The organism is Klebsiella sp. 141162 (assembly GCF_050600755.1).
Taxonomy (GTDB): Bacteria; Pseudomonadota; Gammaproteobacteria; order Enterobacterales; family Enterobacteriaceae; genus Klebsiella; species Klebsiella aerogenes.
Genome location: NZ_JAQIRI010000001.1, coordinates 153150 through 177227 on the forward strand (window position 1 = coordinate 153150; position 24078 = coordinate 177227).

Annotated in this window: 20 protein-coding genes and 6 tRNA genes; 8 read left to right on the forward strand and 18 right to left on the reverse strand. The window is 53.0% G+C overall.

The annotated features are described in order from the left end of the window. Nucleotides 1–83: 83 nt before the first annotated feature. The 4 genes from PGR23_RS00695 to PGR23_RS00710 all read right to left on the reverse strand — a co-directional run bounded on the left by PGR23_RS00695 (nucleotide 84) and on the right by PGR23_RS00710 (nucleotide 483). Nucleotides 84–159 (reverse strand) — tRNA-Lys (locus PGR23_RS00695). Between the two features lie 4 nt (nucleotides 160–163). Beyond that, a tRNA-Val gene (locus tag PGR23_RS00700) sits at nucleotides 164–239 on the reverse strand. 46 nt (nucleotides 240–285) lie between these two features. After that, a tRNA-Val gene (locus PGR23_RS00705) sits at nucleotides 286–361 on the reverse strand. 46 nt (nucleotides 362–407) lie between these two features. Next, nucleotides 408–483, reverse strand: a tRNA-Val gene (locus tag PGR23_RS00710). A gap of 258 nt (nucleotides 484–741) precedes the next feature. On the opposite strand from PGR23_RS00710, the gene gltX reads away from it, so the two are divergent. After that, nucleotides 742–2160 (forward strand): glutamate--tRNA ligase, encoded by a 1419-nt coding sequence (gltX, locus tag PGR23_RS00715; RefSeq protein WP_020078209.1) that lies wholly within the window; start codon nucleotides 742–744, stop codon nucleotides 2158–2160. A 55-nt stretch (nucleotides 2161–2215) separates the two neighbouring features. Here the strand turns inward: gltX and PGR23_RS00720 are convergent, their stop codons facing one another. Both PGR23_RS00720 and PGR23_RS00725 read right to left on the reverse strand, forming a co-directional pair. After that, nucleotides 2216–2611 (reverse strand): YfeC-like transcriptional regulator, encoded by a 396-nt coding sequence (locus PGR23_RS00720; protein WP_047045741.1) that lies wholly within the window; start codon nucleotides 2609–2611, stop codon nucleotides 2216–2218. A 7-nt stretch (nucleotides 2612–2618) separates the two neighbouring features. After that, nucleotides 2619–2972, reverse strand: coding sequence for a YfeC-like transcriptional regulator (locus PGR23_RS00725; RefSeq protein ID WP_013878158.1), 354 nt, complete (start codon nucleotides 2970–2972; stop codon nucleotides 2619–2621). 219 nt (nucleotides 2973–3191) lie between these two features. Here PGR23_RS00725 and PGR23_RS00730 point away from each other — a divergent pair. The 3 genes from PGR23_RS00730 to PGR23_RS00740 all read left to right on the forward strand — a co-directional run bounded on the left by PGR23_RS00730 (nucleotide 3192) and on the right by PGR23_RS00740 (nucleotide 5776). Continuing rightward, a tRNA-Ala gene (locus tag PGR23_RS00730) sits at nucleotides 3192–3267 on the forward strand. A gap of 41 nt (nucleotides 3268–3308) precedes the next feature. Next, nucleotides 3309–3384, forward strand: a tRNA-Ala gene (locus PGR23_RS00735). Between the two features lie 208 nt (nucleotides 3385–3592). Then, nucleotides 3593–5776, forward strand: a complete 2184-nt coding sequence (locus tag PGR23_RS00740; protein WP_047045744.1) for an EAL domain-containing protein — start codon at nucleotides 3593–3595, stop codon at nucleotides 5774–5776. A 55-nt stretch (nucleotides 5777–5831) separates the two neighbouring features. On the opposite strand, the gene nupC is transcribed toward PGR23_RS00740, so the two are convergent. Next, nucleotides 5832–7034, reverse strand: a complete 1203-nt coding sequence (gene nupC / locus PGR23_RS00745; protein WP_013878156.1) for a nucleoside permease NupC — start codon at nucleotides 7032–7034, stop codon at nucleotides 5832–5834. 345 nt (nucleotides 7035–7379) lie between these two features. On the opposite strand from nupC, the gene PGR23_RS00750 reads away from it, so the two are divergent. Beyond that, complete coding sequence (locus PGR23_RS00750) at nucleotides 7380–8615, forward strand: Nramp family divalent metal transporter (protein WP_396279505.1); 1236 nt, start codon at nucleotides 7380–7382, stop codon at nucleotides 8613–8615. A 39-nt stretch (nucleotides 8616–8654) separates the two neighbouring features. Here the strand turns inward: PGR23_RS00750 and PGR23_RS00755 are convergent, their stop codons facing one another. Both PGR23_RS00755 and mgrA read right to left on the reverse strand, forming a co-directional pair. Next, nucleotides 8655–9011 (reverse strand): DUF2502 domain-containing protein, encoded by a 357-nt coding sequence (locus PGR23_RS00755; protein ID WP_013878154.1) that lies wholly within the window; start codon nucleotides 9009–9011, stop codon nucleotides 8655–8657. A gap of 126 nt (nucleotides 9012–9137) precedes the next feature. Then, nucleotides 9138–10130, reverse strand: coding sequence for an L-glyceraldehyde 3-phosphate reductase (gene mgrA / locus PGR23_RS00760; protein WP_047078326.1), 993 nt, complete (start codon nucleotides 10128–10130; stop codon nucleotides 9138–9140). 176 nt (nucleotides 10131–10306) lie between these two features. Between mgrA and PGR23_RS00765 the strand changes: the two genes are divergently transcribed. Next, the gene (locus PGR23_RS00765) at nucleotides 10307–11968 is read left to right on the forward strand and encodes an alpha-keto acid decarboxylase family protein (RefSeq protein ID WP_045391573.1); all 1662 of its coding nucleotides are present in this window, start codon (nucleotides 10307–10309) and stop codon (nucleotides 11966–11968) included. On the opposite strand, the gene PGR23_RS00770 is transcribed toward PGR23_RS00765, so the two are convergent. Beyond that, entirely contained in the window at nucleotides 11965–13200 is a 1236-nt protein-coding gene (locus PGR23_RS00770; protein ID WP_088389880.1) for an ion channel protein, read from the reverse strand. The two genes, PGR23_RS00765 and PGR23_RS00770, sit on opposite strands and share 4 nt — an antisense overlap. A gap of 264 nt (nucleotides 13201–13464) precedes the next feature. Between PGR23_RS00770 and glk the strand changes: the two genes are divergently transcribed. Then, nucleotides 13465–14430, forward strand: a complete 966-nt coding sequence (gene glk, locus PGR23_RS00775; RefSeq protein ID WP_047078324.1) for a glucokinase — start codon at nucleotides 13465–13467, stop codon at nucleotides 14428–14430. Nucleotides 14431–14470: 40 nt separating this feature from the next. On the opposite strand, the gene PGR23_RS00780 is transcribed toward glk, so the two are convergent. Then, nucleotides 14471–15214: a LytR/AlgR family response regulator transcription factor gene (locus tag PGR23_RS00780; RefSeq protein WP_047066271.1), complete on the reverse strand. Its 744-nt coding sequence runs from the start codon at nucleotides 15212–15214 to the stop codon at nucleotides 14471–14473. 11 nt (nucleotides 15215–15225) lie between these two features. Beyond that, the gene (locus PGR23_RS00785; RefSeq protein WP_047045749.1) at nucleotides 15226–16923 is read right to left on the reverse strand and encodes a sensor histidine kinase; all 1698 of its coding nucleotides are present in this window, start codon (nucleotides 16921–16923) and stop codon (nucleotides 15226–15228) included. Between the two features lie 381 nt (nucleotides 16924–17304). Between PGR23_RS00785 and alaC the strand changes: the two genes are divergently transcribed. Further along, entirely contained in the window at nucleotides 17305–18543 is a 1239-nt protein-coding gene (gene alaC / locus PGR23_RS00790; protein ID WP_047078323.1) for an alanine transaminase, read from the forward strand. Between the two features lie 44 nt (nucleotides 18544–18587). Here the strand turns inward: alaC and ypdK are convergent, their stop codons facing one another. The 6 genes from ypdK to PGR23_RS00820 form a co-directional block, all read right to left on the reverse strand. Then, entirely contained in the window at nucleotides 18588–18659 is a 72-nt protein-coding gene (gene ypdK, locus PGR23_RS00795; protein ID WP_077777854.1) for a membrane protein YpdK, read from the reverse strand. A gap of 366 nt (nucleotides 18660–19025) precedes the next feature. Beyond that, complete coding sequence (locus tag PGR23_RS00800) at nucleotides 19026–20219, reverse strand: cyanate transporter (protein ID WP_047045754.1); 1194 nt, start codon at nucleotides 20217–20219, stop codon at nucleotides 19026–19028. After that, complete coding sequence (locus tag PGR23_RS00805) at nucleotides 20219–20674, reverse strand: nucleoside deaminase (protein ID WP_047078322.1); 456 nt, start codon at nucleotides 20672–20674, stop codon at nucleotides 20219–20221. Before PGR23_RS00805 ends, PGR23_RS00800 begins: the two co-directional genes overlap by 1 nt. Before the next feature lie 486 nt (nucleotides 20675–21160). Next, nucleotides 21161–21838 (reverse strand): MipA/OmpV family protein, encoded by a 678-nt coding sequence (locus tag PGR23_RS00810; protein ID WP_052667981.1) that lies wholly within the window; start codon nucleotides 21836–21838, stop codon nucleotides 21161–21163. A gap of 348 nt (nucleotides 21839–22186) precedes the next feature. After that, complete coding sequence (locus PGR23_RS00815; RefSeq protein WP_045391545.1) at nucleotides 22187–23050, reverse strand: hypothetical protein; 864 nt, start codon at nucleotides 23048–23050, stop codon at nucleotides 22187–22189. Nucleotides 23051–23397: 347 nt separating this feature from the next. After that, complete coding sequence (locus tag PGR23_RS00820) at nucleotides 23398–23889, reverse strand: WbuC family cupin fold metalloprotein (RefSeq protein ID WP_045391542.1); 492 nt, start codon at nucleotides 23887–23889, stop codon at nucleotides 23398–23400. Between the last annotated feature and the right edge of the window lie 189 nt (nucleotides 23890–24078).

The window sequence follows — 24078 nt, forward strand, 5'->3', positions numbered from 1 at the left end:
ATTGTTGGCTGTCGTTGCAGGCCGTCCCGCTATCTGGCGTTCTGCGCATAGCAAAAAGGCGCCTTTAGGGCGCCTTTTTACATTGGTGGGTCGTGCAGGATTCGAACCTGCGACCAATTGATTAAAAGTCAACTGCTCTACCAACTGAGCTAACGACCCGAAGTGGTGGGTGATGACGGGATCGAACCGCCGACCCCCTCCTTGTAAGGGAGGTGCTCTCCCAGCTGAGCTAATCACCCACTTCGGTACTTCACATTTTGACAGAAAATCCAGCTGGCGAGAAAGTGGTGGGTGATGACGGGATCGAACCGCCGACCCCCTCCTTGTAAGGGAGGTGCTCTCCCAGCTGAGCTAATCACCCACTTCTCAATTTTCTGTTCTACACGGCGGAGACTACGTAAAGTAGTTGGTGGGTGATGACGGGATCGAACCGCCGACCCCCTCCTTGTAAGGGAGGTGCTCTCCCAGCTGAGCTAATCACCCCCGCTGTGTGGAGTCGCATTATAGGGAGAGTTGAAATTGAGTCAACGCCTTTTCTAAATAATTTGTTTGTTCGTCGTAAAATTAAACAAAGCGATCGCAAAATCAGCTTCGGCGTATGATTTATAAACAAAAATGGTAAAGCGTGATGTTGAAGCGGGATCTACATTGAGGAATCAGCCTGTGGTGTTAGAATATTCCCCTATCAATTCCAAGAACACTGCCGGCTATCGGCATCTTTATTAAACGTAAGGCCATTTCATGAAAATCAAAACTCGCTTCGCGCCAAGCCCAACAGGCTATCTGCACGTTGGCGGTGCGCGTACTGCTCTCTATTCCTGGCTTTTTGCACGTAACCACGGCGGTGAGTTTGTGCTGCGTATTGAAGACACCGATCTCGAACGCTCCACCCCGGAAGCAATTGAAGCCATCATGGATGGGATGAACTGGCTGAATCTGGAATGGGACGAAGGCCCGTATTTCCAGACTAAACGTTTCGATCGCTATAACGCGGTTATTGATGAAATGCTGGAAGCAGGCACAGCTTATAAATGCTACTGCTCGAAAGAACGTCTGGACGCGCTGCGCGAAGAACAGATGGCGAACGGCGAAAAGCCGCGCTACGACGGTCGCTGCCGCCATGATCATCAGCATCACGCCGCCGATGAGCCTTGCGTCGTGCGTTTTGCTAATCCGCAGGAAGGTTCGGTTATCTTTGACGATCAAATCCGCGGGCCGATCGAATTCAGCAATCAGGAGCTGGACGATCTGATCATTCGCCGTACCGACGGCTCTCCGACCTACAACTTCTGCGTCGTGGTGGATGACTGGGATATGGCGATCACCCACGTGATCCGCGGCGAAGACCACATCAACAATACCCCGCGCCAGATCAATATTCTTAAAGCGCTGAATGCGCCGGTACCGGTGTATGCGCACGTATCGATGATCAACGGCGATGACGGTAAAAAACTCTCCAAGCGCCACGGCGCGGTGAGCGTGATGCAGTACCGCGACGACGGCTACCTGCCGGAAGCGCTGCTGAACTATCTGGTGCGCCTGGGCTGGTCCCATGGCGATCAGGAGATCTTCACTCGCGAAGAGATGATCGAGTTCTTCTCGCTGGGCGCGGTGAGCAAGTCCGCCAGTGCGTTCAACACCGATAAACTGCTGTGGTTAAACCATCACTACATCAACACGCTGCCGGCGGAATATGTGGCGACGCATCTGCAGTGGCACATTGAGCAGGAAAATATCGATACCCGTAACGGCCCTCAGTTGTCCGAGCTGGTTAAGCTGCTGGGCGAGCGTTGCAAAACGCTGAAAGAGATTGCCCAGAGCTGCCGCTACTTCTATGAAGAGTTCGCCGAGTTCGACGCCGATGCGGCGAAGAAACACCTGCGTCCGGTGGCACGTCAGCCGCTGGAAGTGGTTCGCGATAAGCTGGCGGCCATTAGCGACTGGACGGCGGAAAATGTCCACCATGCGATTCAGGCGACCGCCGATGAGCTGGAAGTGGGCATGGGGAAAGTAGGCATGCCGCTGCGCGTGGCCGTGACCGGCGCGGGTCAATCTCCGGCGCTGGACGTCACCGTTCATGCTATCGGTAAATCCCGTAGCGTTGAACGTATCAACAAAGCGCTGGCGTTTATCGCCGAACGCGAAAGCCAGCAGTCCTGAGGCCGAGCGTAAGCTAAAGCAAGCGGCAGGTTAATCCTGCCGTTTTTTTTCGCCGCTATTTTGTCGCAGTGTTGATACCTAACCGCGCCAGGAAGCCACTAATGCCATCGCGGGCAAGAAGATCGCGCAGGTGAGTTTGTTCCGCGGCGGTCATCAGCTGCAGCGTATCGGCGATTTGCCGCCATACCGCATCCGCTTCATTGATAAAGTAGCCGCCGGGCTGTTCGGCGAGCTGGTACTCTTCATTCAGATGGCGAAATGCCGGAATATTGGTCAGAAAATCAATCACTGTCCTATCGATGACAATCAAACGCGCACGCCCGCCTTTGACGCCGGGAATCGCTTCGGTTCGCCACTTTTGTTCTCGCGCCCAACGGTTGACCGTTTGTCTGGCCAGACCCAGAACTTCGGCAAGCTCTGCAGGCGTCATTTTTTCTTTTAGTTTCATCATTCTTATTTTACTGGCCGCGTATTCCAAGACGGTTTAACAACCCGGTAATGCCTTCGCGCAGCAGTAGCGACATTAGCTGCTTCTGTTCGCGATGAGTCATCTCTTTGCAGAGCGTAAGCAATAAGGGTTCGAGATCGGTCTCGGCGACCGAATAGGGAGAGGGCGTTTCCGCTACGCGTTGGGCATTGCGGATAAACTCCCGTACCTGCTCGTTAACGTGTACGAGACGCGCTTTGCCTCCCTGTACGCCAGGCCGCGGAGAAGTTTGCCACCCCTCTTTACGAACCCATTTATTTATCGTCTGTCGGCTGAAGCCAGTTAGATGCGCAATTTCTTCCGGAGTCATTCGTTCCTTGAGCATACTATTTCCTGAGTAAATATGTGGGAATTAGTGCTTCATGTTATAGCATCCTTTTACAGGAAATAGTGACATGTTTAACGCCTGCCTGCGATAAGGCTCGCATTGTCAGCTATTTGCCTGCTTTTTCAGCGATTGAATCAGGAGGGGTAATTTTGCCGTTGACACCTGGCGAAGGAATTCATATTATGCCGCCCGTCAACACGACACGCTTTACGTTACGGGGCTATAGCTCAGCTGGGAGAGCGCTTGCATGGCATGCAAGAGGTCAGCGGTTCGATCCCGCTTAGCTCCACCAAATTCTGCACCCAGCGGATTTGGTTCGTAAAGAGGTCCTGTGGGGCTATAGCTCAGCTGGGAGAGCGCTTGCATGGCATGCAAGAGGTCAGCGGTTCGATCCCGCTTAGCTCCACCAAAATTCGAACCCTCGCTACGGCGGGGGTTTTTGCTTTAGCGTCCTCAATGTAAATGATTTTCAGCTTACGTCAGCGTGTATCGAGCAAATAAAAACCAACGTAATTTAGGAATTTTTCTCGGTTTATTTTCTTGCCTGCCATTATTAACCAACATACTATTTTCTGATTGCCTATAATTTTTAGCCGCAGAGGTGTTGATTAACAATAATGACTGACATATTTAACATCAAAGTTAAAAAAACTCTGCTGGCGTTAATTGTTTGTTTGATTTTTATTCCGCTTTCTCGATTAATTTCTCCGCAAACCCTTATCGACGGAAAACAAATTTATCTGGCATGGCTGCCATTAAGCGTCATGTACGCAACCATTTGTATTTTTGGTCGTTATGCCGTTGCTCCCTTGATTGTTGCGTTTGCAATTACTAATACATTTATAATAGATCTAACCTATGCGCAGGCCGCTATCCTATTATTCTGTCAGTTATTTTCCGTCTTTTTCACCTTCGCAATCATGCGCTCGTTGTCGGGAAAAAAATGGCGTAGCGGAAGGCCAGCGAAGCGCCATATCGGTCGTCGTATCTTCTGGGGCGGCTTCTTTGCCCCCATCCTGCTTAAGCTGACGATGTATCTGGCCGGGCGCTTCTTCGCCTTCCCGCTTGCCGTCTCCAGCTACTTCAGTACTGCGTCAATCATCTATTCCGTTATTGATATCCAGGCGTTGATATGCGCCGCCTTAATCTTTACTACCGCTTTCTATTATCCGATGAGAATGATAGTTAGCCCACGTTATCGGCGGGTGTTTTGGCTGCGTCATTGTCAACCGTGGCTGGTGAAAGAAAAAAGAACCTTTACCTTGTACTGGTTTATGGCATTAATCACAATCATGCTGGTGCTTTGTGCGCCTTTTGATTCCGATTTAATTGCCGGATATCTGGTGCCAATTATTTTTATTCTCTACTTCGTTGGTATTGGGCGTCTGGGGCATGAGTTAATTCGCATTACGTGGGCTATTTCGGCATTCTTTTTAGTCGCCTATAACAAAAATTTTCTGCAGGGTGTTCAGTCGGGGTACTCCTTGTCATTTGTCCTGTCGGTGTTAATTTCATTCACGATTTGTTTGTTTTACATGACAGATATTTATTCGCGTAGTGACAGAATTAAACAACGCTGGCGCGATCGAGCTGAAGAAGATCCGTTAACCGGGTTACCCAATTTGCGGGCGCTGGAAGGACATTTGCGCCAGTCGCCGCGGGTTGTTATTAGCAGTCTGCGCATCGAAAACCTGGACTTCCTTAGCCGCCATTACGGCATGATGATGCGCGTAGAGTGCAAGCGGCAAATAGCCCGCCGTCTGCAGCCGCTACTGGACCACCGCGATAAAATTTATCAGCTCCCGGGTAGCGAGTTGTTGCTGGTGATTGAGGGGCCGGAACCGGCTGCGCGGCTAAATCACATCGTCGCGATGCTTAACCACGCTAAATTTAACTGGCATAACCAGGTTCTGGATTTAGAGTTTGGCGCGGCGTGGGGGAGTTACAGCGGCATTGAGACCGAATTACACCCTATGCTCGGCCAGCTTAGTTGGTTATCGGAGCAGGCTGGCGCCGTGCAGCGGGTGCTGGCGTTAGATACCGCGCAGGAGGAGGTTTCTGACCAAACAACCGAACAGGTGCGGATGCTGACGAAAATAAAACAAGCGCTGAACGAGCGTAATCTCCTGCTGTACGCGCAGCCGATTCAGAATGCGGAGGGGGAGGGCTATTACGAAATCCTCACCCGTATGCGCTGCGGCGAGACGATTATCACGCCGGATCGGTTTATTCCACTTATTGCACAGTTTAACCTCAGTCAGCGCTTCGATATGCTGGTGCTGGAAACGTTGTTCAGCCAGCTTGATCAACATCCCGGCCGACGCTTCTCCGTCAATTTGCTGCCGTATACGCTGATGCAAAAGGATAGCGCCGCGCAGATTATCGCGCTGTTTAAGCGTTATCGCGTTTCGCCTGCTTATATCACGATTGAGATAACTGAAGAGCAGGCGTTCTCGAATGCGGATACCAGCATGCATAATATTCAGCTGCTGAGTGAGTTCGGTTGCGCTATCGCCATTGATGACTTCGGTACCGGCTACGCCAACTATGAGCGTCTGAAGAGCCTGCAGGCGGATATCGTAAAAATTGACGGCTGCTTCGTACACGAAATCGAGAGCGACCAGCTTGATGCGATTATCGTGAAATCCATTATCGAAATCGCGCGGGCGAAACAGTTAACGGTCGTCGCAGAGTACGTAGAGACTCAGGCGCAAAAGGCGATGCTGTTGGCGCTGGGCGTCGATTATTTGCAGGGCTACCTGATTGGCAAACCGCAGCCGTTAAGCGAATTGAAGGCGTAAAAAAGCCGGGCGATAACGCAGCCCGGCTTGTTATTTAATTAACGTCTGTTTGAGATTACAGTACCAGCGCAGCGATAGAGGCTGACAACACGCTGACCAGCGTGGAACCGTAAACCAGTTTCAGACCAAAGCGAGAAACCACGTTACCTTGCTCTTCATTCAGGCCTTTAATCGCCCCGGCGATGATGCCGATAGAAGAGAAGTTGGCGAAGGAGACCAGGAAGATGGAGATGATACCTTCCGCACGCGGGGAGAGCGTCGCTGCCACTTTCTGCAGATCCATCATCGCCACGAATTCGTTAGACACCAGTTTGGTCGCCATGATACTGCCTACCTGCAGCGCTTCGCTCGCCGGCACACCCATCACCCACGCAACCGGGTAGAAGATGTAGCCGAGGATCCCCTGGAAGGAGATGCTGTAGCCAAACCAGCCGGTGACGGTGGCGAACAGGGCGTTGAGCGCGGAAATCAGCGCGATAAAGCCGATCAGCATCGCCGCAACGATAATCGCTACTTTAAAGCCTGCCAGAATGTATTCGCCCAGCATTTCGAAGAAGCTCTGACCTTCGTGCAGATTGGACATCTGCAGGTTTTCTTCGCTCTGCTCAACGCGATACGGGTTAATCAGCGACAGAACAATAAAGGTGCTGAACATGTTGAGCACCAGCGCGGCAACCACATACTTCGGCTGCAGCATAGTCATATAGGCGCCGACGATGGACATCGAAACGGTAGACATCGCGGTTGCCGCCATGGTGTACATACGGTTGCGCGACATTTTGCCGAGAATATCTTTATAGGCGATGAAGTTTTCCGACTGGCCGAGGATCAGCGAGCTGACGGCGTTGAAAGATTCCAGTTTACCCATGCCGTTAACTTTCGACAGCACGGTACCGATCGCGCGGATGACAATCGGCAGAATGCGAATATGCTGTAAAATACCAATCAGCGCGGAAATAAAGACGATTGGGCACAAAACCTTCAGGAAGAAGAAGGCCAGACCTTTATCGTTCATGTTACCGAATACGAAGTTGGTGCCTTCGTTGGCGAAACCGAGAAGTTTCTCGAACATCTCAGAAAAGCCTTTCACGAAACCCAGACCGACATCGGAGTTCAGGAAGAACCAGGCCAGCAAAACTTCAATAACAAGTAATTGAATAACATAACGAATGCGGATCTGCTTACGGTTGTGACTGACCAGCAAGGCCAGTATAGCCACCACAACGATCGCGAGGACAAAATGCAAGACGCGGTCCATATTTGCTCCAAATATGAGGCAGGTTAAATTTCCGTGCACATTCTATGCAACAAGCCTAAATAAAACGAGATCGAATCCACACTATTGCAAGGATATGTGACCAATAACAAAAATAGTGATCAATCGTACATTTTTGTTATGTTATGCAAAGGTATTAAAAGTTGCATTAATGTACTAATCTGATGAAAGGCGCGTTGTCTACATCTTCACGCCCATTTTGTTGTTTGGCCTACTATCGTTCCCTCCTATCAAAGCAATCATTATCACCTTTCTAAATGAACTTGATAATCATTCGCATTTTGATAGCATTAAACATAGCAAAGGCTATATTTCCAGGGGCAGAAAATGACTAGCAGTCGCGTTGAGAATAGCAGCGGTCGCGCAGCGCGCAAGATGAGGCTCGCACTGATGGGGCCCGCATTCATTGCTGCCATCGGCTACATCGATCCGGGTAACTTCGCCACGAATATCCAGGCTGGCGCCAGCTTTGGCTATCAATTGTTATGGGTAGTGGTATGGGCGAACCTGATGGCGATGCTGATTCAGGTGTTATCGGCCAAGCTCGGTATCGCCACCGGTAAAAACCTCGCGGAACAGATCCGCGACCATTACCCGCGCCCGGTGGTGTGGTTTTACTGGATACAGGCGGAAATTATCGCCATGGCGACCGATCTGGCTGAATTCATCGGCGCGGCCATCGGCTTTAAGCTGCTGCTCGGCGTTTCCTTATTACAGGGGGCGGTGCTGACCGGCGTCGCCACCTTCCTGATCCTGATGTTGCAGCGTCGCGGGCAGAAACCGCTGGAAAAAGTCATCGGCGGGCTGCTGCTGTTTGTGGCGGCTGCCTATGTGGTCGAGCTCATCTTCTCGCAGCCGGCGTTAGCGCCGCTGGCCAAAGGCATGATTATTCCGAGCCTGCCGAACGGCGAAGCGGTATTCCTTGCCGCCGGGGTTCTCGGGGCGACGATTATGCCGCACGTTATCTATCTGCACTCATCGCTGACGCAAAACCTGCACGACGGCTCGCGCAAAGAACGCTATAACGCCACGCGTTGGGACGTGGCGATTGCAATGACCATTGCCGGCTTCGTTAACCTGGCGATGATGGCGACCGCCGCCGCTGCGTTTCACTTCAACGGCCACACCGGCGTGGCCGATCTCGACCAGGCTTATTTAACTCTCGAACCGCTGCTTAGCCATGCCGCTGCGACGATTTTTGGTCTCAGTCTGGTTGCTGCCGGTCTCTCGTCGACGGTAGTCGGAACGCTTGCCGGGCAGGTCGTGATGCAGGGGTTTATCCGCTTCCATATTCCGCTGTGGTTTCGCCGGACTATCACCATGCTGCCGTCGTTTATCGTGATTATGATGGGGCTGGATCCAACGCGTATCCTGGTGATGAGCCAGGTATTGCTGAGCTTCGGGATCGCGCTGGCGCTGGTGCCGCTGCTGATTTTTACCAGCGATGCGCGGTTAATGGGCGATCTGGTAAACAGTCGCTGGGTAAAACGCATCGGTTGGCTGATTGTGGCGATTGTGGTGGCGCTGAACGGCTGGCTGATTATTGGTTCCGCATTAGATTAATACGGCAACAAAAAAGGGAGCTTTCGCTCCCTTTATCAATTAGTGGTGCCCGTGACCATGTCCGCGCCCGCCGCCAGGGCCTCGGCCCCAGCCGCCACGGCGATCGTTCCAGCCTTCGCGATAGCCGCGCTCGTAAGCACGACCACGATCCCAGCCGCGTTTATCCCAACCGCGATGCCAGCCGTTATCATGGCGATGCCAGCGGTGATCGCGCCATTCATAATGACGACGCCAGTAATCACGGTCGCGCCAGCCGCCACCGTCCCAGTAGTTACCGTAACCGTCACGATCGCCAATTTGTAATTTTACCGATGGCAGCAGGGTGATTTCACCAGCATTGGCGATAACCGGCGCGCACGCCAGCAGTACCGCAGCCAGAATCAGTGACCTGAACATACTCTTCTCCTCACGATCGGGTCTAAATGACCTGTTAATCAGATATTACGAGCCGGTAAAGAGGCGTAGCATCAGGGAACTCTTAAATCGCAAGAAATAGCACTTTTTGCCAAAGTAAAAATGAGTTTACACCGCAAGGATCGCGTCAATGGCGGCGCACTCTTCAGCGCTGAACTGACGATTGCTTAACATACCCACGGCATCGTCCAGTTGCGTCGTTTTACTGGCGCCGATCAGCACTGACGTCACTTTATCTTCACGCAGCACCCAGGCCAGGGCCATCTGTGATAGCTTCTGTCCGCGGCGCCCGGCAATGGCGTCAAGCTGGCGGACTTTTTCCAGCCGCTCGGCGGTGAGCTGTTCCGGCTGTAAAAAACGGCTATTGCTGGCTGCGCGCGAGTCTGGCGGAATACCGTTTAGATAGCGGTTGGTCAACTGCCCGCCAGCCAGCGGTGAAAACGCTATACTTCCCACGCCTTCGGCCTGCAGCATCGCTAATAATCCTTCTTCCACCCAGCGTTCAAACATCGAATATTTGGGTTGGTGAATCAGGCAAGGTGTGCCGAGATCGTTGAGGATAGCGATAGCCTGACGCGCCAGCTCAAGCGGGTAGTTCGATAAACCAACGTAGAGCGCTTTTCCCTGGCGAACCAGATGATCCAACGCGCGCATGGTTTCTTCCAGCGGCGTCTCCGGGTCCGGGCGGTGGTGATAAAAGATATCGACGTACTCAAGACCCATCCGCTTCAGGCTCTGGTCGAGACTGGCGACCAGATACTTGCGCGATCCCCAGTCGCCATAAGGACCGTCCCACATGGTATAGCCGGCTTTACTGGAGATGATGAGTTCGTCGCGGTAGGGCAGAAAATCTTCTTTCAGGAACCGCCCGAAGTTGCTCTCCGCCGATCCCGGCGGTGGGCCGTAATTGTTCGCCAGGTCGAAGTGGGTAATCCCGAGGTCGAAGGCGTGACGCAGCAACTGGCGGCTGACCTCGACCTGTGTCTCATCGCCAAAGTTATGCCACAGACCGAGAGATATCGCCGGTAGCTTCAGGCCGCTGCGTCCGCATCGGCGGTATTCCATGGTCTGATAACGCGTGTCGCTTGCCTGGTAAACCATACTTCCTCCGCATCAAAACAGGGTGTGTATACGTTTACACTAATCAATGTTGCACGCGGAGTATATGGGGAAAACGCGTAAATTTTGCTTTCCACCCTCATTATTGCTCACAATCTGGACAGGTAAAACGCATATCTAATACTCAGATTACCTGCACAACAACAAGGATTATGGATATGCAACCGACTTACACCATTGGCGATTATCTGCTGGATCGTCTCGTAGATTGTGGTATCGATCGCCTGTTCGGCGTACCTGGTGATTACAACTTACAGTTTCTCGATCACGTGATAGCCCATCAAAATTTGGGATGGGTCGGCTGTGCTAACGAACTGAACGCGGCCTACGCCGCAGACGGCTATGCGCGTATAAAAGGCGCCGGCGCGCTGCTAACCACCTATGGCGTAGGTGAGTTAAGCGCGTTAAACGGAGTGGCCGGTAGCTATGCGGAACATATCCCGGTGCTGCACATTGTGGGCGCGCCATCTACCGGCGCGCAGCAGCGCGGCGAACTGCTGCACCATACCCTCGGCGATGGCGATTTCACCCATTTCTCGCGGATGAGCGAACATATTACCTGTTCTCAGGCGACGTTAACGGCGGGCAACGCCTGTCACGAAATTGACCGGGTATTAAGCGACATGCTGACCCACCACCGCCCAGGGTATCTGATGCTGCCTGCCGACGTGGCGAAAGCCCGCGCGGTGCCGCCGGCCCGCGCGCTGGTCATTAAGGGCCCGGCGGCCGATGAAAACCAGCTTGCCGGCTTTCGCGAGCACGCGGCCAAATTGTTGCGCAGCAGTCGCCGCGTGTCGCTGCTGGCGGATTTTCTCGCTCAGCGTTACGGTCTGCAAAACACACTACAGCAGTGGGTTAAGTCCGCGCCGATTACCCACGCCACCATGCTAATGGGGAAAGGGCTATTTGACGAACAGGGAACGGGGTTCGCCGGGACCTATAGCGGGATCGCCAGCGCGCCGCAAACCCGCGAAGCGATGGAAAGCGCCGATGCCATCATCTGCGTGGGTACACGCTTTACCGATACGATTACCGCCGGCTTTACCCATCATTTGCCAACGGAGAAAACCATCGAAATCCAGCCGTTTGCCGCGCGGGTTGGCGATCATTGGTTCAGCCGAATCCCGATGGATCAGGCGCTGGCGGCCCTCATTGATGTTTCTGGCAAGCTGTCCGCGGAATGGCGAGCGCCAGATATCATCGCGCCCGACGCTTCCGGCGCGCCGCAGGGTAATCTGACGCAGAAAAACTTCTGGAGTACGGTCGAGAAACAGCTGCGGCCGGGCGATATTATTCTTGCCGATCAGGGGACCTCGGCATTCGGTATCGCCTCATTAAAACTACCCTCGCAGGCCACGCTGCTGGTGCAACCGCTATGGGGCTCAATCGGGTTCACGCTACCTGCCGCTTACGGCGCGCAGACCGCCGCCGCGGACAGAAGGGTGGTATTAATCATTGGCGATGGCGCCGCGCAGCTCACTATCCAGGAGATGAGCTCAATGCTGCGCGATAAGCAAAAACTGTTAATTTTGCTGTTGAATAACGAGGGCTACACCGTCGAGCGCGCCATCCACGGACCAGAACAGCGCTACAACGATATTGCGTTGTGGGACTGGAGCCGCTTCCCCGATGCTTTTGCGCCGGATACGCCTTCCCGCTGTTGGCGGGTATCGCAAACCGGTGAGCTGGCTGAGGCGATGGCCGATAGCGTTAACTCCGATAAGCTAACGATGGTCGAAGTGATGCTGCCGAAAATGGATATCCCTGACTTCTTACGCGCGGTTACCCAGGCGCTGGAAGATCGCAACAACCGCAGCTAATCGCCGCGGCGTTTGGCAATCATCAGCGGCTTCCCGGCCAGCAGTAGCCAGGCCGGGAGCATCACGATACATAGTAGCGGCAGCAAGGTGGTATCCGGCACCACCACCGCCGCCATAAACAGGCTCAGCCAGCCGTCGCGGGTGACGACCAGCACCAGGCCGAGGATCGCGCAGGAGATGGTAATGGCGGCCGGTACCGCTTCAACGTGGGCATGCAGCATTAGCCCCAACGAGACGCCGACAAACACCGCCGGGAAAATACGCCCGCCGCGGAAGCCACAGGCGGCCGCCAGCACCAGCGCCGCCAGTTTCACCACGGCAATGAGTAGAAAATCGCCGGCGCCAAGGGTCTGGCTAGAGGCCAGTTGCTGCATTTCGTCCAGCCCTTTAAACAGCGTAATATGCCCGCCAATAACGCCCAGGATCCCCAGTAAAAACCCCCCGATACCTAGCATTAACACCGGATTTTTCAGGCGGTGGATCAGCGCGTGCAGACGTGGTAGACACCACACGGCGACCATGCCGACGGCGATGGCGATAAGCGTGACGATTGCGCCGCTGATAATATCGACGATACGCAGGTGTGGATAGTGCGGGATCGGCAGGGTGAAATTGGGATGGAAAAAGATACCGGTCGTCAATGCGCCTGCCGCCGCTGCCAGCAGCGGGGCGAATAGCCGGTCCCATAACGGAACGTCGCTGCTGCTATTGAGCGTTTGCGAAAAAATAAGCGCCGCGGCAACCGGCGTACCGAACAGCGCGCCGATGGTTCCCGATGCGGCGAGGATTGTCCAGTCCAGCGAGCTTACTCGTGGGAACAGACGCGAGCCAAGGGCGACGGCAAGCGCGATATTGACGACCATGATCGGATGTTCCGGCCCGAGACTCACGCCGCCCGCGAGGCCGAGAATCAACGCCGCCAGTAACCCCGGTAGCGCGCTGGTGGCGATGGGCGCGCCGATTAAGGATTCTGTTGCCGGATCTGGCCCACCATGTCCAGGACTGAAACGGACCACCAGCCCCACGGCTATCCCGGTGAGAGTGAGGATGGCAATTATCCATAGCGGACTATCGGCGGCAATGCCGACATGTGCCGGCAGGTCGCTCCACAAGATGCTCTGTAGGACTGCGGCTATCTTCATCGCCACAATCAATACCAGGCTGGATGCGATACCAATAAGAATGGCGGGTATCGATAACAACAGCATCGTTCTGGCGCGCGGGTGCAGCATGAAGGGTTCCTTTTAAATGTCCTGAAGCGCTACTTTGCCTGTCTCTGTAAAGAGCTTCGGCGCAAATGGTGCTGAAACGATAAACTTAAGGCCAAACCTGACGTTGCGTGTATGACATAAACTGGCATGTTACATAGATTACAGTCTAAATGTGACCAATGTCGCTAAACTACCGGCGGCTGTACGTTGGTCGTTGTTGTTATGTCGCCATGAATTTACAGTGTGCGAAAAGAATTATTTTGACTTTAGCGGAGCCGTAACGGAATGACAAAATTTGCTTTAGTAGGAGACGTCGGCGGAACTAACGCCCGTCTGGCGTTATGTGATATCGCAAGCGGGGAGATTTCCCGCGCTAAAACTTATTCCGGGCTCGATTACCCAAGCCTTGAGGCCGTTGTACGCGTCTATCTCGACGAACAAACCGTGAAGGTCGAGGATGGCTGCATCGCCATTGCTTGCCCCATCACCGGCGACTGGGTGGCGATGACCAACCATACCTGGGCTTTTTCTATTGCCGAGATGAAAAAGAACCTCGGATTTGCGCATCTGGAAATCATTAATGATTTCACCGCGGTGTCGATGGCGATCCCAATGCTCAAAACTGAGCATCTGATCCAGTTCGGCGGCGCGCAACCGGCGGAAGGTAAACCGATCGCCGTCTACGGCGCTGGTACTGGTCTTGGCGTAGCGCACCTGGTACATGTTGATAAACGCTGGGTGAGCCTGCCGGGCGAGGGCGGCCACGTCGATTTCGCGCCGAATAGCGAAGAAGAGGGCATTATTCTTGAGGAGTTACGCAACGAGTTGGGCCACGTGTCCGCCGAACGCGTTTTGTCCGGCCCTGGATTAGTTAATCTGTATCGGGCTATCGTTAAATCCGATGGCCGTTTGCCGGAAAACCTACAGCCGAAGGACGTCACTGAACGTGCGCTGGCGGATACCTGCATTGATTGTCGCCGCGCGCTGTCGCTGTTCTGCGTCATTATGGGGCGCTTTGGCGGTAACCTGGCGCTAACCCTTGGCACATTCGGCGGCGTGTACATCGCGGGCGGCATTGTCCCGCGTTTCCTTGAGTTCTTTAAGGCGTCGGGTTTCCGCGGCGGGTTTGAAGATAAAGGGCGCTTTAAAGCCTACGTGCAGGATATTCCGGTCTATCTCATCGTTCATGATAACCCTGGCCTGCTCGGCTCCGGCGCGCATCTGCGCCAGACGCTTGGGTATATACTCTAAGCCACTCTCAGTCGGGCGGCGTTTGGCGCCGCCCATCTCATTACAGATTCATCAACTGGCGAAACTCTTTTACCTTACTGCGGCTGACCGGCACCTGAAACTCAAGGTCGCGCAATCGTAGGACGTAGGTGTTGTTGAACCATGGTTCAATTTCGCGGATTTTATTCAGATTGACGCAGTACGAGCGGTGACAGCGAAAGAAGTGCGCAGCCGGCAGCTTGCTGCAGAATTCGGTGATGTTCATCGGCATGACGAATGATTCACGGCGCGTATAGACGAAGGTCATTTTCTCATGCGCTTCCGCGTAATAAATATCGTGAATGCTGGTGACGATGATCCGCTCGTCTTTAATCAGATTAATGGTGTCGTTTTCGCGGGTTGGGTTGTGCGCGGGCGTGCCGCTTACCGCCACTTGCTGCTGTTGCTGCCAGGCGCTGGACAGCTTCTGCAACATATTAATAATCCGTGATTCCTGATAAGGCTTGAGGATGTAGTCAAACGCTTCCAGTTCAAAGGCTTCCACCGCATGTTCTTTCCACGCGGTGATAAAGACGATGAACGGCTTATGCGCGAACTGGCTAATATTTTGCGCCAGCAGCACGCCATCCAGCGAGGGGATATTGATGTCGAGAAAGATGGCATCGACTTTATTGTGCTGCAGGAATTTCAGCACGTCGAGACCGTCGTCGAAGGTGCCGACGATCTCCATCTGGCTGTGGGTGTTAATCAACCAGGTGAGTTCCTGCTGCGCCGGGAACTCATCCTCAACAATAATGACTTTCATGTTTTCTCCGCTCATGGCAACAGCGATACCGGTTCAGTCGCCGGGGCGTGCTGGTTGGGGACGTAGAACGCAATCTCCGTCCCCGGCGTCAAGCGGCGGATATGCAGCCCTTCGCCGTAGAGCAGTTTCACCCGATGATGAACATTCAGCAGGCCAATTTTATTACCCGGCATCTCGTCGGCTTCGACGCGGGCCACCACCGCCGGGTCAATACCGTTCCCGGTATCCCGTACGCTGATGCGCACCCGGTTTCCGCATTCGTTGATGGCGATAGTCACCACGCCCTTGCCCCGACAGGGTTGAATACCGTGGACGATGGCATTTTCTACCAGAGGCTGAATGAGCAGGCTGGGGATGACGCAGCTGACGTCCTCATCAATATCATAAATCACCGTCAGCTTGTCGCCGAATCGCGCCTGCTCGATCGCAATATAATCCTTAATTTGGTATAGCTCGCGCTTGATGTCGATCTGCTCGTCATCTTTTAACTCAATGTTATAGCGTAAATAACGCGACAAATTGAAAATCAACTGCCGGGCGGTATCCGGATTCATACGGATGGAAGAGGAGATGGCGTTAAGCGCATTAAACAGAAAATGGGGATTTATTTTACTCTGCAGGGCGCGCAGTTCCGCTTTATTGGCCATTTCACGCAGCTGTTCGGCCCGGGAGACCTCAAGCTGGGTGGAGATTATTTGCGACAGGCCGATCGCCATCTCCTGCAGCGAGGAGGTAATACGATGCGCGTGGCAGTAGTAAATTTTCAGCGTGCCGGTCACCACACCTTTCTCGCGTAGCGGAATCACCAGCATGGAGTGGATCTCCGGCGTTCTGTAGGCTTCATCGTTGTTTTTAATGATGATGGTGTCGCTTTCAATAGCTTTACGAGTCGTTGGGCTGATATCGTTGTTGCGATCGTTATAGTTATTTTCCCCATAGCCAACGTAGGCCAGCACCCGGTCAGTGGTGGTAATCGCGACCGCATCGGCATTGATGTCCCGGCGAATAATATCGCAAACCTGACGCAGCGATTCGCTGTTCACGTGACGGAACAGCGGCAGCGTTTTGTTGGCGATATCCAACGCCAGTTTTGCCTGGCGCGCCGCGCTGGCCTCTTTCTCGCCTTCCACGCTCTGGACCAGCAGTACAATAAAACCGATGCAGATGCTGCCAAGGATCATCGGGATACCGATTTTGGAGACAATATCGATCCCCAACGCCAGCGTCGGCGCCCACAGCACCACGAGGATCATGGTTAGCGTTTCACACAGCATCCCGGCCAGAATCCCCACCTTCCAGCGCTGGGCTTTCGGGATTTTGCGGTTGATAAGCCCGGAAAGCAGCCCGGCGACAATACTGGTGATAAAGCAGGGGATGGCGGTCACACCGTCAATATCAATGAGATAGCGGTGTACCCCGGCAATTACGCCGACAATCGCGCCGACCCACGGGCCAAACAGGATCCCGCCGGACATCACCGCGATAATACGTACGTTGACCAGAGAACCTTCTACCGGAACGCCGGACCAGGTGCTGAACAGCGCGAACATGGAGAAGATGGCGGTGACCGCCAGCAGCTCGCGAGGCGTATGCGCCGATTTATGCAGCAGTTCGCGAAACAGGCGTAAGCGGATAAGAAAAAAGAGGCAAATGAGCATTAATGCCGCGCGGTCAAAAACCGCCAGCAGCATATTAAAAATATCGTGCATGGGTGCGCCCAGGATTCGCAGGAAAGCAATATGATAGAAAACCTCGCGCCAGAAGGCTAGCCGCAGAAATCAATGAGGAACAAGCATAAAAATAAAAGGGGATAAGTGGATATCTCCAGCTATCAGGGCGTTGATGGGGAGTGATGATAAATTCAAGTATTATAAATGATATCAATATGTTAATTGTTTATTTAATATATGCACGTTTTAGGGAGGCGTTCTGCCGCATACTAATAAGTAATGCCTTATTTTTTGCGCCAACGATTATTTTTTATCAACCCTCTCGACAGCGTGTTTTTTTTCAGGTTATTTTCTAAGCGAGCCACATCGGTGGCCGCGTCGCTCGGACGGTCCGGGCGCTAACGTTAATCTGAGGAATCTATGGCTGAATTCAGTCCTGAACGCCGTTTTACGCGTATCGATCGTCTCCCTCCGTATGTTTTTAACATTACTGCCGAACTGAAAATGGCTGCGCGTCGGCGTGGCGAAGATATTATCGATTTCAGTATGGGTAACCCGGATGGCGCCACGCCGCCGCATATCGTCGAAAAACTCTGTACCGTTGCCCAGCGCCCGGATACCCACGGTTACTCTACCTCTCGCGGTATTCCGCGTCTGCGCCGCGCGATTTCGCGTTGGTACCAGGAGCGTTATGACGTCGATATCGACCCGGAATCAGAAGCCATCGTGACGATTGGTTCGAAAGAGGGACTGGCGCATCTGATGCTGGCGACGCTCGATCATGGCGATACGGTGTTGGTGCCAAACCCCAGTTATCCGATTCATATTTACGGCGCGGTTATCGCCGGGGCGCAGGTCCGTTCCGTCCCGCTGGTGGAAGGCGTTGATTTCTTCAATGAACTGGAACGCGCGATCCGTGAAAGTTATCCGAAGCCAAAAATGATGATTCTGGGCTTCCCGTCGAACCCTACCGCCCAGTGCGTTGAACTCGATTTCTTCGAAAAAGTCGTCGCGCTGGCGAAACGTTATGACGTGCTGGTGGTGCACGATCTGGCCTACGCCGACATCGTCTATGATGGCTGGAAAGCGCCGTCGATTATGCAGGTGCCCGGTGCGCGCGATGTGGCTGTCGAATTCTTCACCCTGTCAAAAAGCTACAACATGGCCGGCTGGCGTATTGGTTTTATGGTAGGGAACAAAACGCTGGTTAATGCTCTGGCCCGCATCAAAAGCTACCATGACTACGGTACCTTCACGCCGTTGCAGGTAGCGGCGATTGCCGCGCTGGAAGGCGATCAGCAGTGCGTGCGTGATATTGCGGAACAATATAAACGTCGCCGTGATGTGCTGGTGAAAGGGCTGCATGAAGCCGGCTGGATGGTTGAATGCCCGAAAGCGTCAATGTACGTGTGGGCGAAAATTCCGGAGCCATATGCGGCGATGGGCTCGCTGGAGTTCGCTAAAAAGTTGCTGCAGGAGGCCAAAGTGTGCGTCTCGCCGGGAATCGGCTTTGGCGACTATGGCGATACTCATGTGCGTTTCGCATTAATCGAAAACCGCGATCGTATCCGTCAGGCCATCCGCGGTATCAAATCCATGTTCCGTGCAGATGGGCTGCTACCGGCAGCTGGTAAAACGGTAGCTGAACACCACGAATAAAAAATGGGAGCCGTCTGGCTCCCATCTCTTTACTGCATAGCAGGTTAAATCATCAGGGCGAAGGTACCGGCCCAAACGATGACCATAAAAGAAATTCCCATCAAAAAGTATTTCACGACATGTCACTCCGCATTTTGGCGAAACGCCTAAATGAATTTAACTTTAACCATTGCAGGATTGTCGCAGATAAAACCAGACTATTCTGGCAGCTGCGGCAACCCGAAATTCTGTGCGTTAACTGCTCCAGATGGCGCTAATGTACGCTTAAAAAATGGTGGAAACAAGATCCATTTTTTTATTAATTTTTAGTTACTTACGACTGTCGTGAATAGGCGACACATTAATTTCATTCGGTAATAAATTCAATTACGGCGACGATGATTTTAAGCAATACCCTGACATTCTGTAGTTATTTGATTTTGGGATTTTTTCTATAGGCGGGAAGGTGCAGAAATCACTTTCTGCACCCTATCGCGATGAGGTTAGTGGCCGGTCGTCGGCGCGCGCCATTGATGTGGATAACGTGCGGGAACAAAGCGCAAGGTAAGCGCCATTAAGAGGAAAACGCAGATGGCGTGGAATTCCCAGTCTAGCTGGTAGTTTCCGCTCAGGCTGCGCAGCAGCCCTGAAAGCCACGGCGATAAACCGGCGATAATAAAACCGATGCCCTGCATAAACGCCACCAGCCGACCGGCGACGGCAGGTTGCGGTGAATGGTCCAGCGCCAGTACCAGGCACAGCGGGAAGGCGCCGCCCAGTCCTATGCCGCAGCTCACCGCCCACAGCAGCGGCCACTGTTGTGGCCACCAGATGAAACCGCAGAACCCGAGCAACTGCAGCGCCAGCGCCAACATCAGCAGCTTACGGCGATCTTCGTGGCGAGCGAGCATCGGTAGTAACAGCGCGCCGGCGGTTTGGCCGACGGTCATCAATGCCAGAAGCGTGCCGCTAAACTGAGCGCTGTGGCCAAGCTGCATATAATAGGGCGGTAACCAGGCAATCAGGCTGGCGTAGCCGCCATTGATCAGCCCGAAATAAAGGCCAAGCGTCCAGGCCCGATGGTGACGAAAGACCGACGGCGCGGCTTGCGCCGATGCGGCAACCGGCGCGGCGGGCAGCATTTTGCTGATCGGCAACCAGCCAATGAGCGCAGCCAGGGCCGGTAGCGTCCACCATGCCAGCGCGTGGTGCCAGAGCGCGCTTTGCTGCGCAAGCCAGGGGGTGAGCGCGGCGCCAAGGCCGCCTCCGCCCATCAACGCCGCTGACCACAATCCCATCACCTGCGGCGTGCGGCGATGAAAAAGACGCTTGATGACGCTGGGAATAATCGCCTGAATCACGCCGATGCCAATCCCGCCGAGCAGCGCGCTACTAAGCAGCAGGCCGCTTTGCGGCGCCAGCTCGCGCAGGAGCGCGCCAATGCCAATCGCCAGCAGACTTAACGCAATACTGCGGTTTTCGCTAACGTGGCGGTTAATCCATCCGCCAGCGAGCGCCAGCACCCCCATCGCGATGACCGGAAGCGCGGTCAACAGTGAAACCAGGGTAAAGCTCATACCGGTTGCCTGTTGCAGTTGCGGCAGCAATGGACCTATCGAGGTCAGTAGCGGGCGCATATTAATGCCGATCAGTACCAGCACAAATAACGTCAGCGTATTGCGTTGCGTCTGGCTCATTACGCTTTACCCGCCCAGCGCTGATACAGGGCCAGCCCTTCGGGTTGTGGGCAGTGGTGAATGGGGAGTGATTGGTCATCCAATGGCTGCTGCAATTGTTGGTAGATAGCGGCGGTAGAGAGATTGAAGCGCTCGCCATCCTGATTGCTGTTGGCAAAATAGACTTCGCGCACGCCGGTTAAATACATCGCGCTCAGACACATCGGGCAGGGTTGTCCGCTGGCGTAAACCACGCATTCGCGCAATACCTGATTGCCCAGACGTAGAGAAACGTCGCGGATGGCGTTGAGTTCAGCGTGCGCGGTAGGATCGCCGCTCTGGTGCAAGGTATTCACCGCTTCGGCAATGACTTCACCCTGGCGCACGATGACGGCGCCGAATGGGCGGCCGCCGTTTTCAACATTTTTGGCAGCAAGCGTAATGGCGCGCTGAAGATAGTTATCATGAGTAGGCATGAGCGGCTCCTGTAGATACTGTTATCGGTTTGCAACTGTTTTGGTCCGGGAAAAACATGTGGTGTTAATTCAGAGCACATTGCGCTCCCCTCCTGCCGGGAACGTCTCAGTGATTTTGAAGCCACCAACACCGGCAGTTTCAGTAACCATGGGGACAGCGGTAGAAATTTTCAGCTCGCCATGGCACGGACCGTAGGCCGGATAAGGCACAGCCGCCATCCGGCTCGAAAGCGGCTTTTTACCCGCGGTTATTGCCAGGCGGCGCTATGCTTGCGCGGGCCTACAGAGCACATGCCGGCGTAGAGGCCGGGTAAAAGAACTCAGTCGGCGGCAGGCTGGAGATTGAACCCTGCTTCAGGGTAGCGAGCTTATGCCATAAGCTAAAAGACTTATTTATGATTGAGTCAATAAGATTTGCTTATGGGTTGCCGAAATACTACTGAGTTCTCTCACGCGAGGATGATTTTTGCCAGACATGCGGTTTATCTACCAGGTATATCCAACGCCAAGGATGCCATACAGTTCGCCGCTGTGCTGGACAATGGGGCTATCGGCAATATCGTCATCATAGCGTTCGTAGTTTGCCGCTACCATAGCGACCCAATGCGGGCTAAAGCGGTAGCTGGTAATGATGGCGACCATTGGCGATACCGTCGTACCGGTATCCCACTGCGGGCGCTCGGGCGTCGCCTCGCCTGCTGAGACGCCGCCAAAATAGTAGTTCGCCATGTTATGGCTACGCACCATCAGCCCCATACCGGGCATCACCAGCAGATTGTCTTTAACAATCGGAAAATCGGCCCATAACAGCAGCTCCTGGCCGTTGCTGCGGCCGCTGATATCGGAACTGATGCGCGCGCTTATCAGCGCGTATGGCGTGATCCAGGTAGCGCCAATACCGCCTTCCAGTTCCCCTTTACGTTCGTCCATTCCCTTGAATGCCGCATCGTCGCTGGGATCTAAATTACCGAAACGCCAGCGCCCATAGCCGTAAAGCGCGATATTGTCATCAAGGTGAAAGTAGTAGCGGGCGCGATCGCCGAGATACATTAACTGGTCGCCAAAATACAATCCTCCGGGAATAAAGTGGGTTTCGTTGTCCTGCTTTTGGTAGCGTGCGGTACCGCTAATGGCGGCGCCGCCGAGAACCCATCCTTTAGGCACCGGGCTATTCGGGTTATCGGCGGAAAAAATGTCGATTGAGCCGAGGTCGACCTCAGCGCTAGCGGAACCGCAATACAAAGCAAGCGTACCGAGAATGGCTATGGGGCATCGGGATAGTTTGAGCATGAGCTTATAGTTGGCGTGAGATGATGAAGTCGATGTGAATCGACCGTGATAAACAATAGAAGATATATAGACGATAGCGAACGCGGTAGGGGGATATTTTTTGTCTTTTATCGTACTTTTTCTGTTTTGCTTTTACTCGGGAAAGCAAAGTGCGCCGGTATCAGCACTATCACTGTAACAGTAGCGGATTATTCGTGTGAATAATCCGCACAAAAATGAGTATCATGAATTGAGAATCAGTTCAGAGAGTGAAGCCATCGAATGATTTTCGTTGGTGACGATGCCTTCTTTTTTTAGTTTTTCCATGATGGATTTAAAAGCGAGCTGTTTACTGCTTTCTGTCGCATTAAGTAGATCGCGGTTAAAGGCGGGATTAGATTGAATGATATAATTAATGAATTCGAGCAGCAGCTTATTTTGTGGCGGCGTGGATGGCTCATTAATGGTTTTTTCATTATATGAATTCATCGCGGCTTCAGAATGTTCCAGCGGACGACTACTGATGGTGTGCTCGTAAATTTTCTCAATTTCTTTACAGGTAATGTACAGCTTGCTTAGCTCAATCGTCGGCTTATCATCATTATCAGGAATGAAATTGCAGTAGATGACGTTTTTAGCCGGAGAGATAATGCTCAGTGAATCTTCTTGTTGAATGTTGTCCGGATTCTCCAGTACATCCATTAGATTTCTTGAATGAGTGTGCCATAAACCAGAAACTGAAACGTTGAGTTTAATTTTGGCGATGGCGCTGTCGTGATTGGCATCAATGACCGACACATTTTCATTCAGGGTGATGATATTGTTTATTTTAGAGTGCTGAGACCAGGGTTTATTGGCTTTGGTAATGTCATCAAAACCACCGTAGCCGTATGACGAGTCGCCAACCCCTTGATTCCTGGTTAAGGCGCTATTGAGAGTGCCGCGATTTTTTTTCAGTTTCAGGCACAGGCTGATAGCGCCGATATCGTGCCAGTGAAGTAAATCTTCCAGTTCGCACTGCAAGAGTTTTTGCGCACGAGCGATAGAGCAATACTCCAGCGGTGGGAGATTGTTCAACTTCCAAATGTTTCTTTCTATCTTATTCATGGCGTTAATTTAATATAAATGTTTTAAATGGTTTGCGTGTTCTGATTAACAGAACGCGAGCGTTTTTATTCGACTACACAATCCTTTTCATGAAAAACTATTCATCAGCGGAATGTGAGTTTATAGTTCATAATATTTATACGGCGGAGGATGGTTAAAATACCCTCTGTAGATAATTATAATCCCTGTTTTATAAATAAGGAATAGAACAATGCTTAATTAACGGTAAGCCGGGTTTGAACTATAATAAATTACTCTAAAACTGAATGCGTTAGATGTTAATGATTGTATCGACAAATAAAAAAGACGCCGCAGCGCCTTTTTATAGTAACCATCGCAGGCACAAATTAGCGGGCGCTCTTCTGGAGAGTAAAACCGCCATCCCCCACCTGCGCCGTGGCATACCACGCCATTAATTCCTCGGTACCCGGCGCGCCTTCGGCTGGCGCCCATGGCGCGGAATCCTGTTCGGCTACCGGCTGATAGCCTCCGTGCTTGACTTCAAAAATGATACCGCCGCGATCGAGCGACAATACCGCATGCCAGGTGCCGGCCGCCATTTCCAGCGCCGTGCATTCTTCTCCTAATACCACGCGGTGGGTCACGGTGCCTTGTTCATCGAAGTTCAGTACTACAAAACGGCCGCTTAACGGCAGCAGCAGCTCAAAAGTATGAGGATGACGGTGAGGACGAATGTAAGTTCCCGGCTCCATGGCAATGGCCAGACGCTGTACCGGATCGCTGAGTTCCGGATGGAAGTTACGATGCGCCCGTAGGCGGGGTGAGACCGCGGCGGCCGCGCTCTGTTGTTGCATATCACTGATAGTGATTTGTTTCATGTATACCGCCTGCAAAAAAGATGACTCAGGGCTTACGCCGGTTTGCATGACTAAGGTGGAGTTGAGCAATCTGCGCTACGAAGCGCAGATTGCTCTCCCGGTTGCCTGATTATGCACATTTAACGCCATTAGCATAGGGTGATTTATCTATTTCATATTGATGAATATATTTAAGTGATTTTTTATTTT

Coding starts and splice junctions, on each gene's coding strand:
- PGR23_RS00800 (WP_047045754.1), bottom strand. CDS start 20,219: ATGAGCCAGACGCAACGCAATACGCTGACGTTATTTGTGCTGGTACTG.
- PGR23_RS00815 (WP_045391545.1), bottom strand. CDS start 23,050: ATGAATAAGATAGAAAGAAACATTTGGAAGTTGAACAATCTCCCACCG.
- nupC (WP_013878156.1), bottom strand. CDS start 7,034: ATGGACCGCGTCTTGCATTTTGTCCTCGCGATCGTTGTGGTGGCTATA.
- PGR23_RS00755 (WP_013878154.1), bottom strand. CDS start 9,011: ATGTTCAGGTCACTGATTCTGGCTGCGGTACTGCTGGCGTGCGCGCCG.
- PGR23_RS00770 (WP_088389880.1), bottom strand. CDS start 13,200: ATGCTGCACCCGCGCGCCAGAACGATGCTGTTGTTATCGATACCCGCC.
- PGR23_RS00740 (WP_047045744.1), top strand. CDS start 3,593: ATGACTGACATATTTAACATCAAAGTTAAAAAAACTCTGCTGGCGTTA.
- PGR23_RS00720 (WP_047045741.1), bottom strand. CDS start 2,611: ATGATGAAACTAAAAGAAAAAATGACGCCTGCAGAGCTTGCCGAAGTT.
- PGR23_RS00780 (WP_047066271.1), bottom strand. CDS start 15,214: ATGAAAGTCATTATTGTTGAGGATGAGTTCCCGGCGCAGCAGGAACTC.
- PGR23_RS00785 (WP_047045749.1), bottom strand. CDS start 16,923: ATGCACGATATTTTTAATATGCTGCTGGCGGTTTTTGACCGCGCGGCA.
- PGR23_RS00820 (WP_045391542.1), bottom strand. CDS start 23,889: ATGAAACAAATCACTATCAGTGATATGCAACAACAGAGCGCGGCCGCC.
- PGR23_RS00805 (WP_047078322.1), bottom strand. CDS start 20,674: ATGCCTACTCATGATAACTATCTTCAGCGCGCCATTACGCTTGCTGCC.
- gltX (WP_020078209.1), top strand. CDS start 742: ATGAAAATCAAAACTCGCTTCGCGCCAAGCCCAACAGGCTATCTGCAC.
- PGR23_RS00725 (WP_013878158.1), bottom strand. CDS start 2,972: ATGCTCAAGGAACGAATGACTCCGGAAGAAATTGCGCATCTAACTGGC.
- mgrA (WP_047078326.1), bottom strand. CDS start 10,130: ATGGTTTACCAGGCAAGCGACACGCGTTATCAGACCATGGAATACCGC.
- PGR23_RS00765 (WP_045391573.1), top strand. CDS start 10,307: ATGCAACCGACTTACACCATTGGCGATTATCTGCTGGATCGTCTCGTA.
- PGR23_RS00750 (WP_396279505.1), top strand. CDS start 7,380: ATGACTAGCAGTCGCGTTGAGAATAGCAGCGGTCGCGCAGCGCGCAAG.
- glk (WP_047078324.1), top strand. CDS start 13,465: ATGACAAAATTTGCTTTAGTAGGAGACGTCGGCGGAACTAACGCCCGT.
- alaC (WP_047078323.1), top strand. CDS start 17,305: ATGGCTGAATTCAGTCCTGAACGCCGTTTTACGCGTATCGATCGTCTC.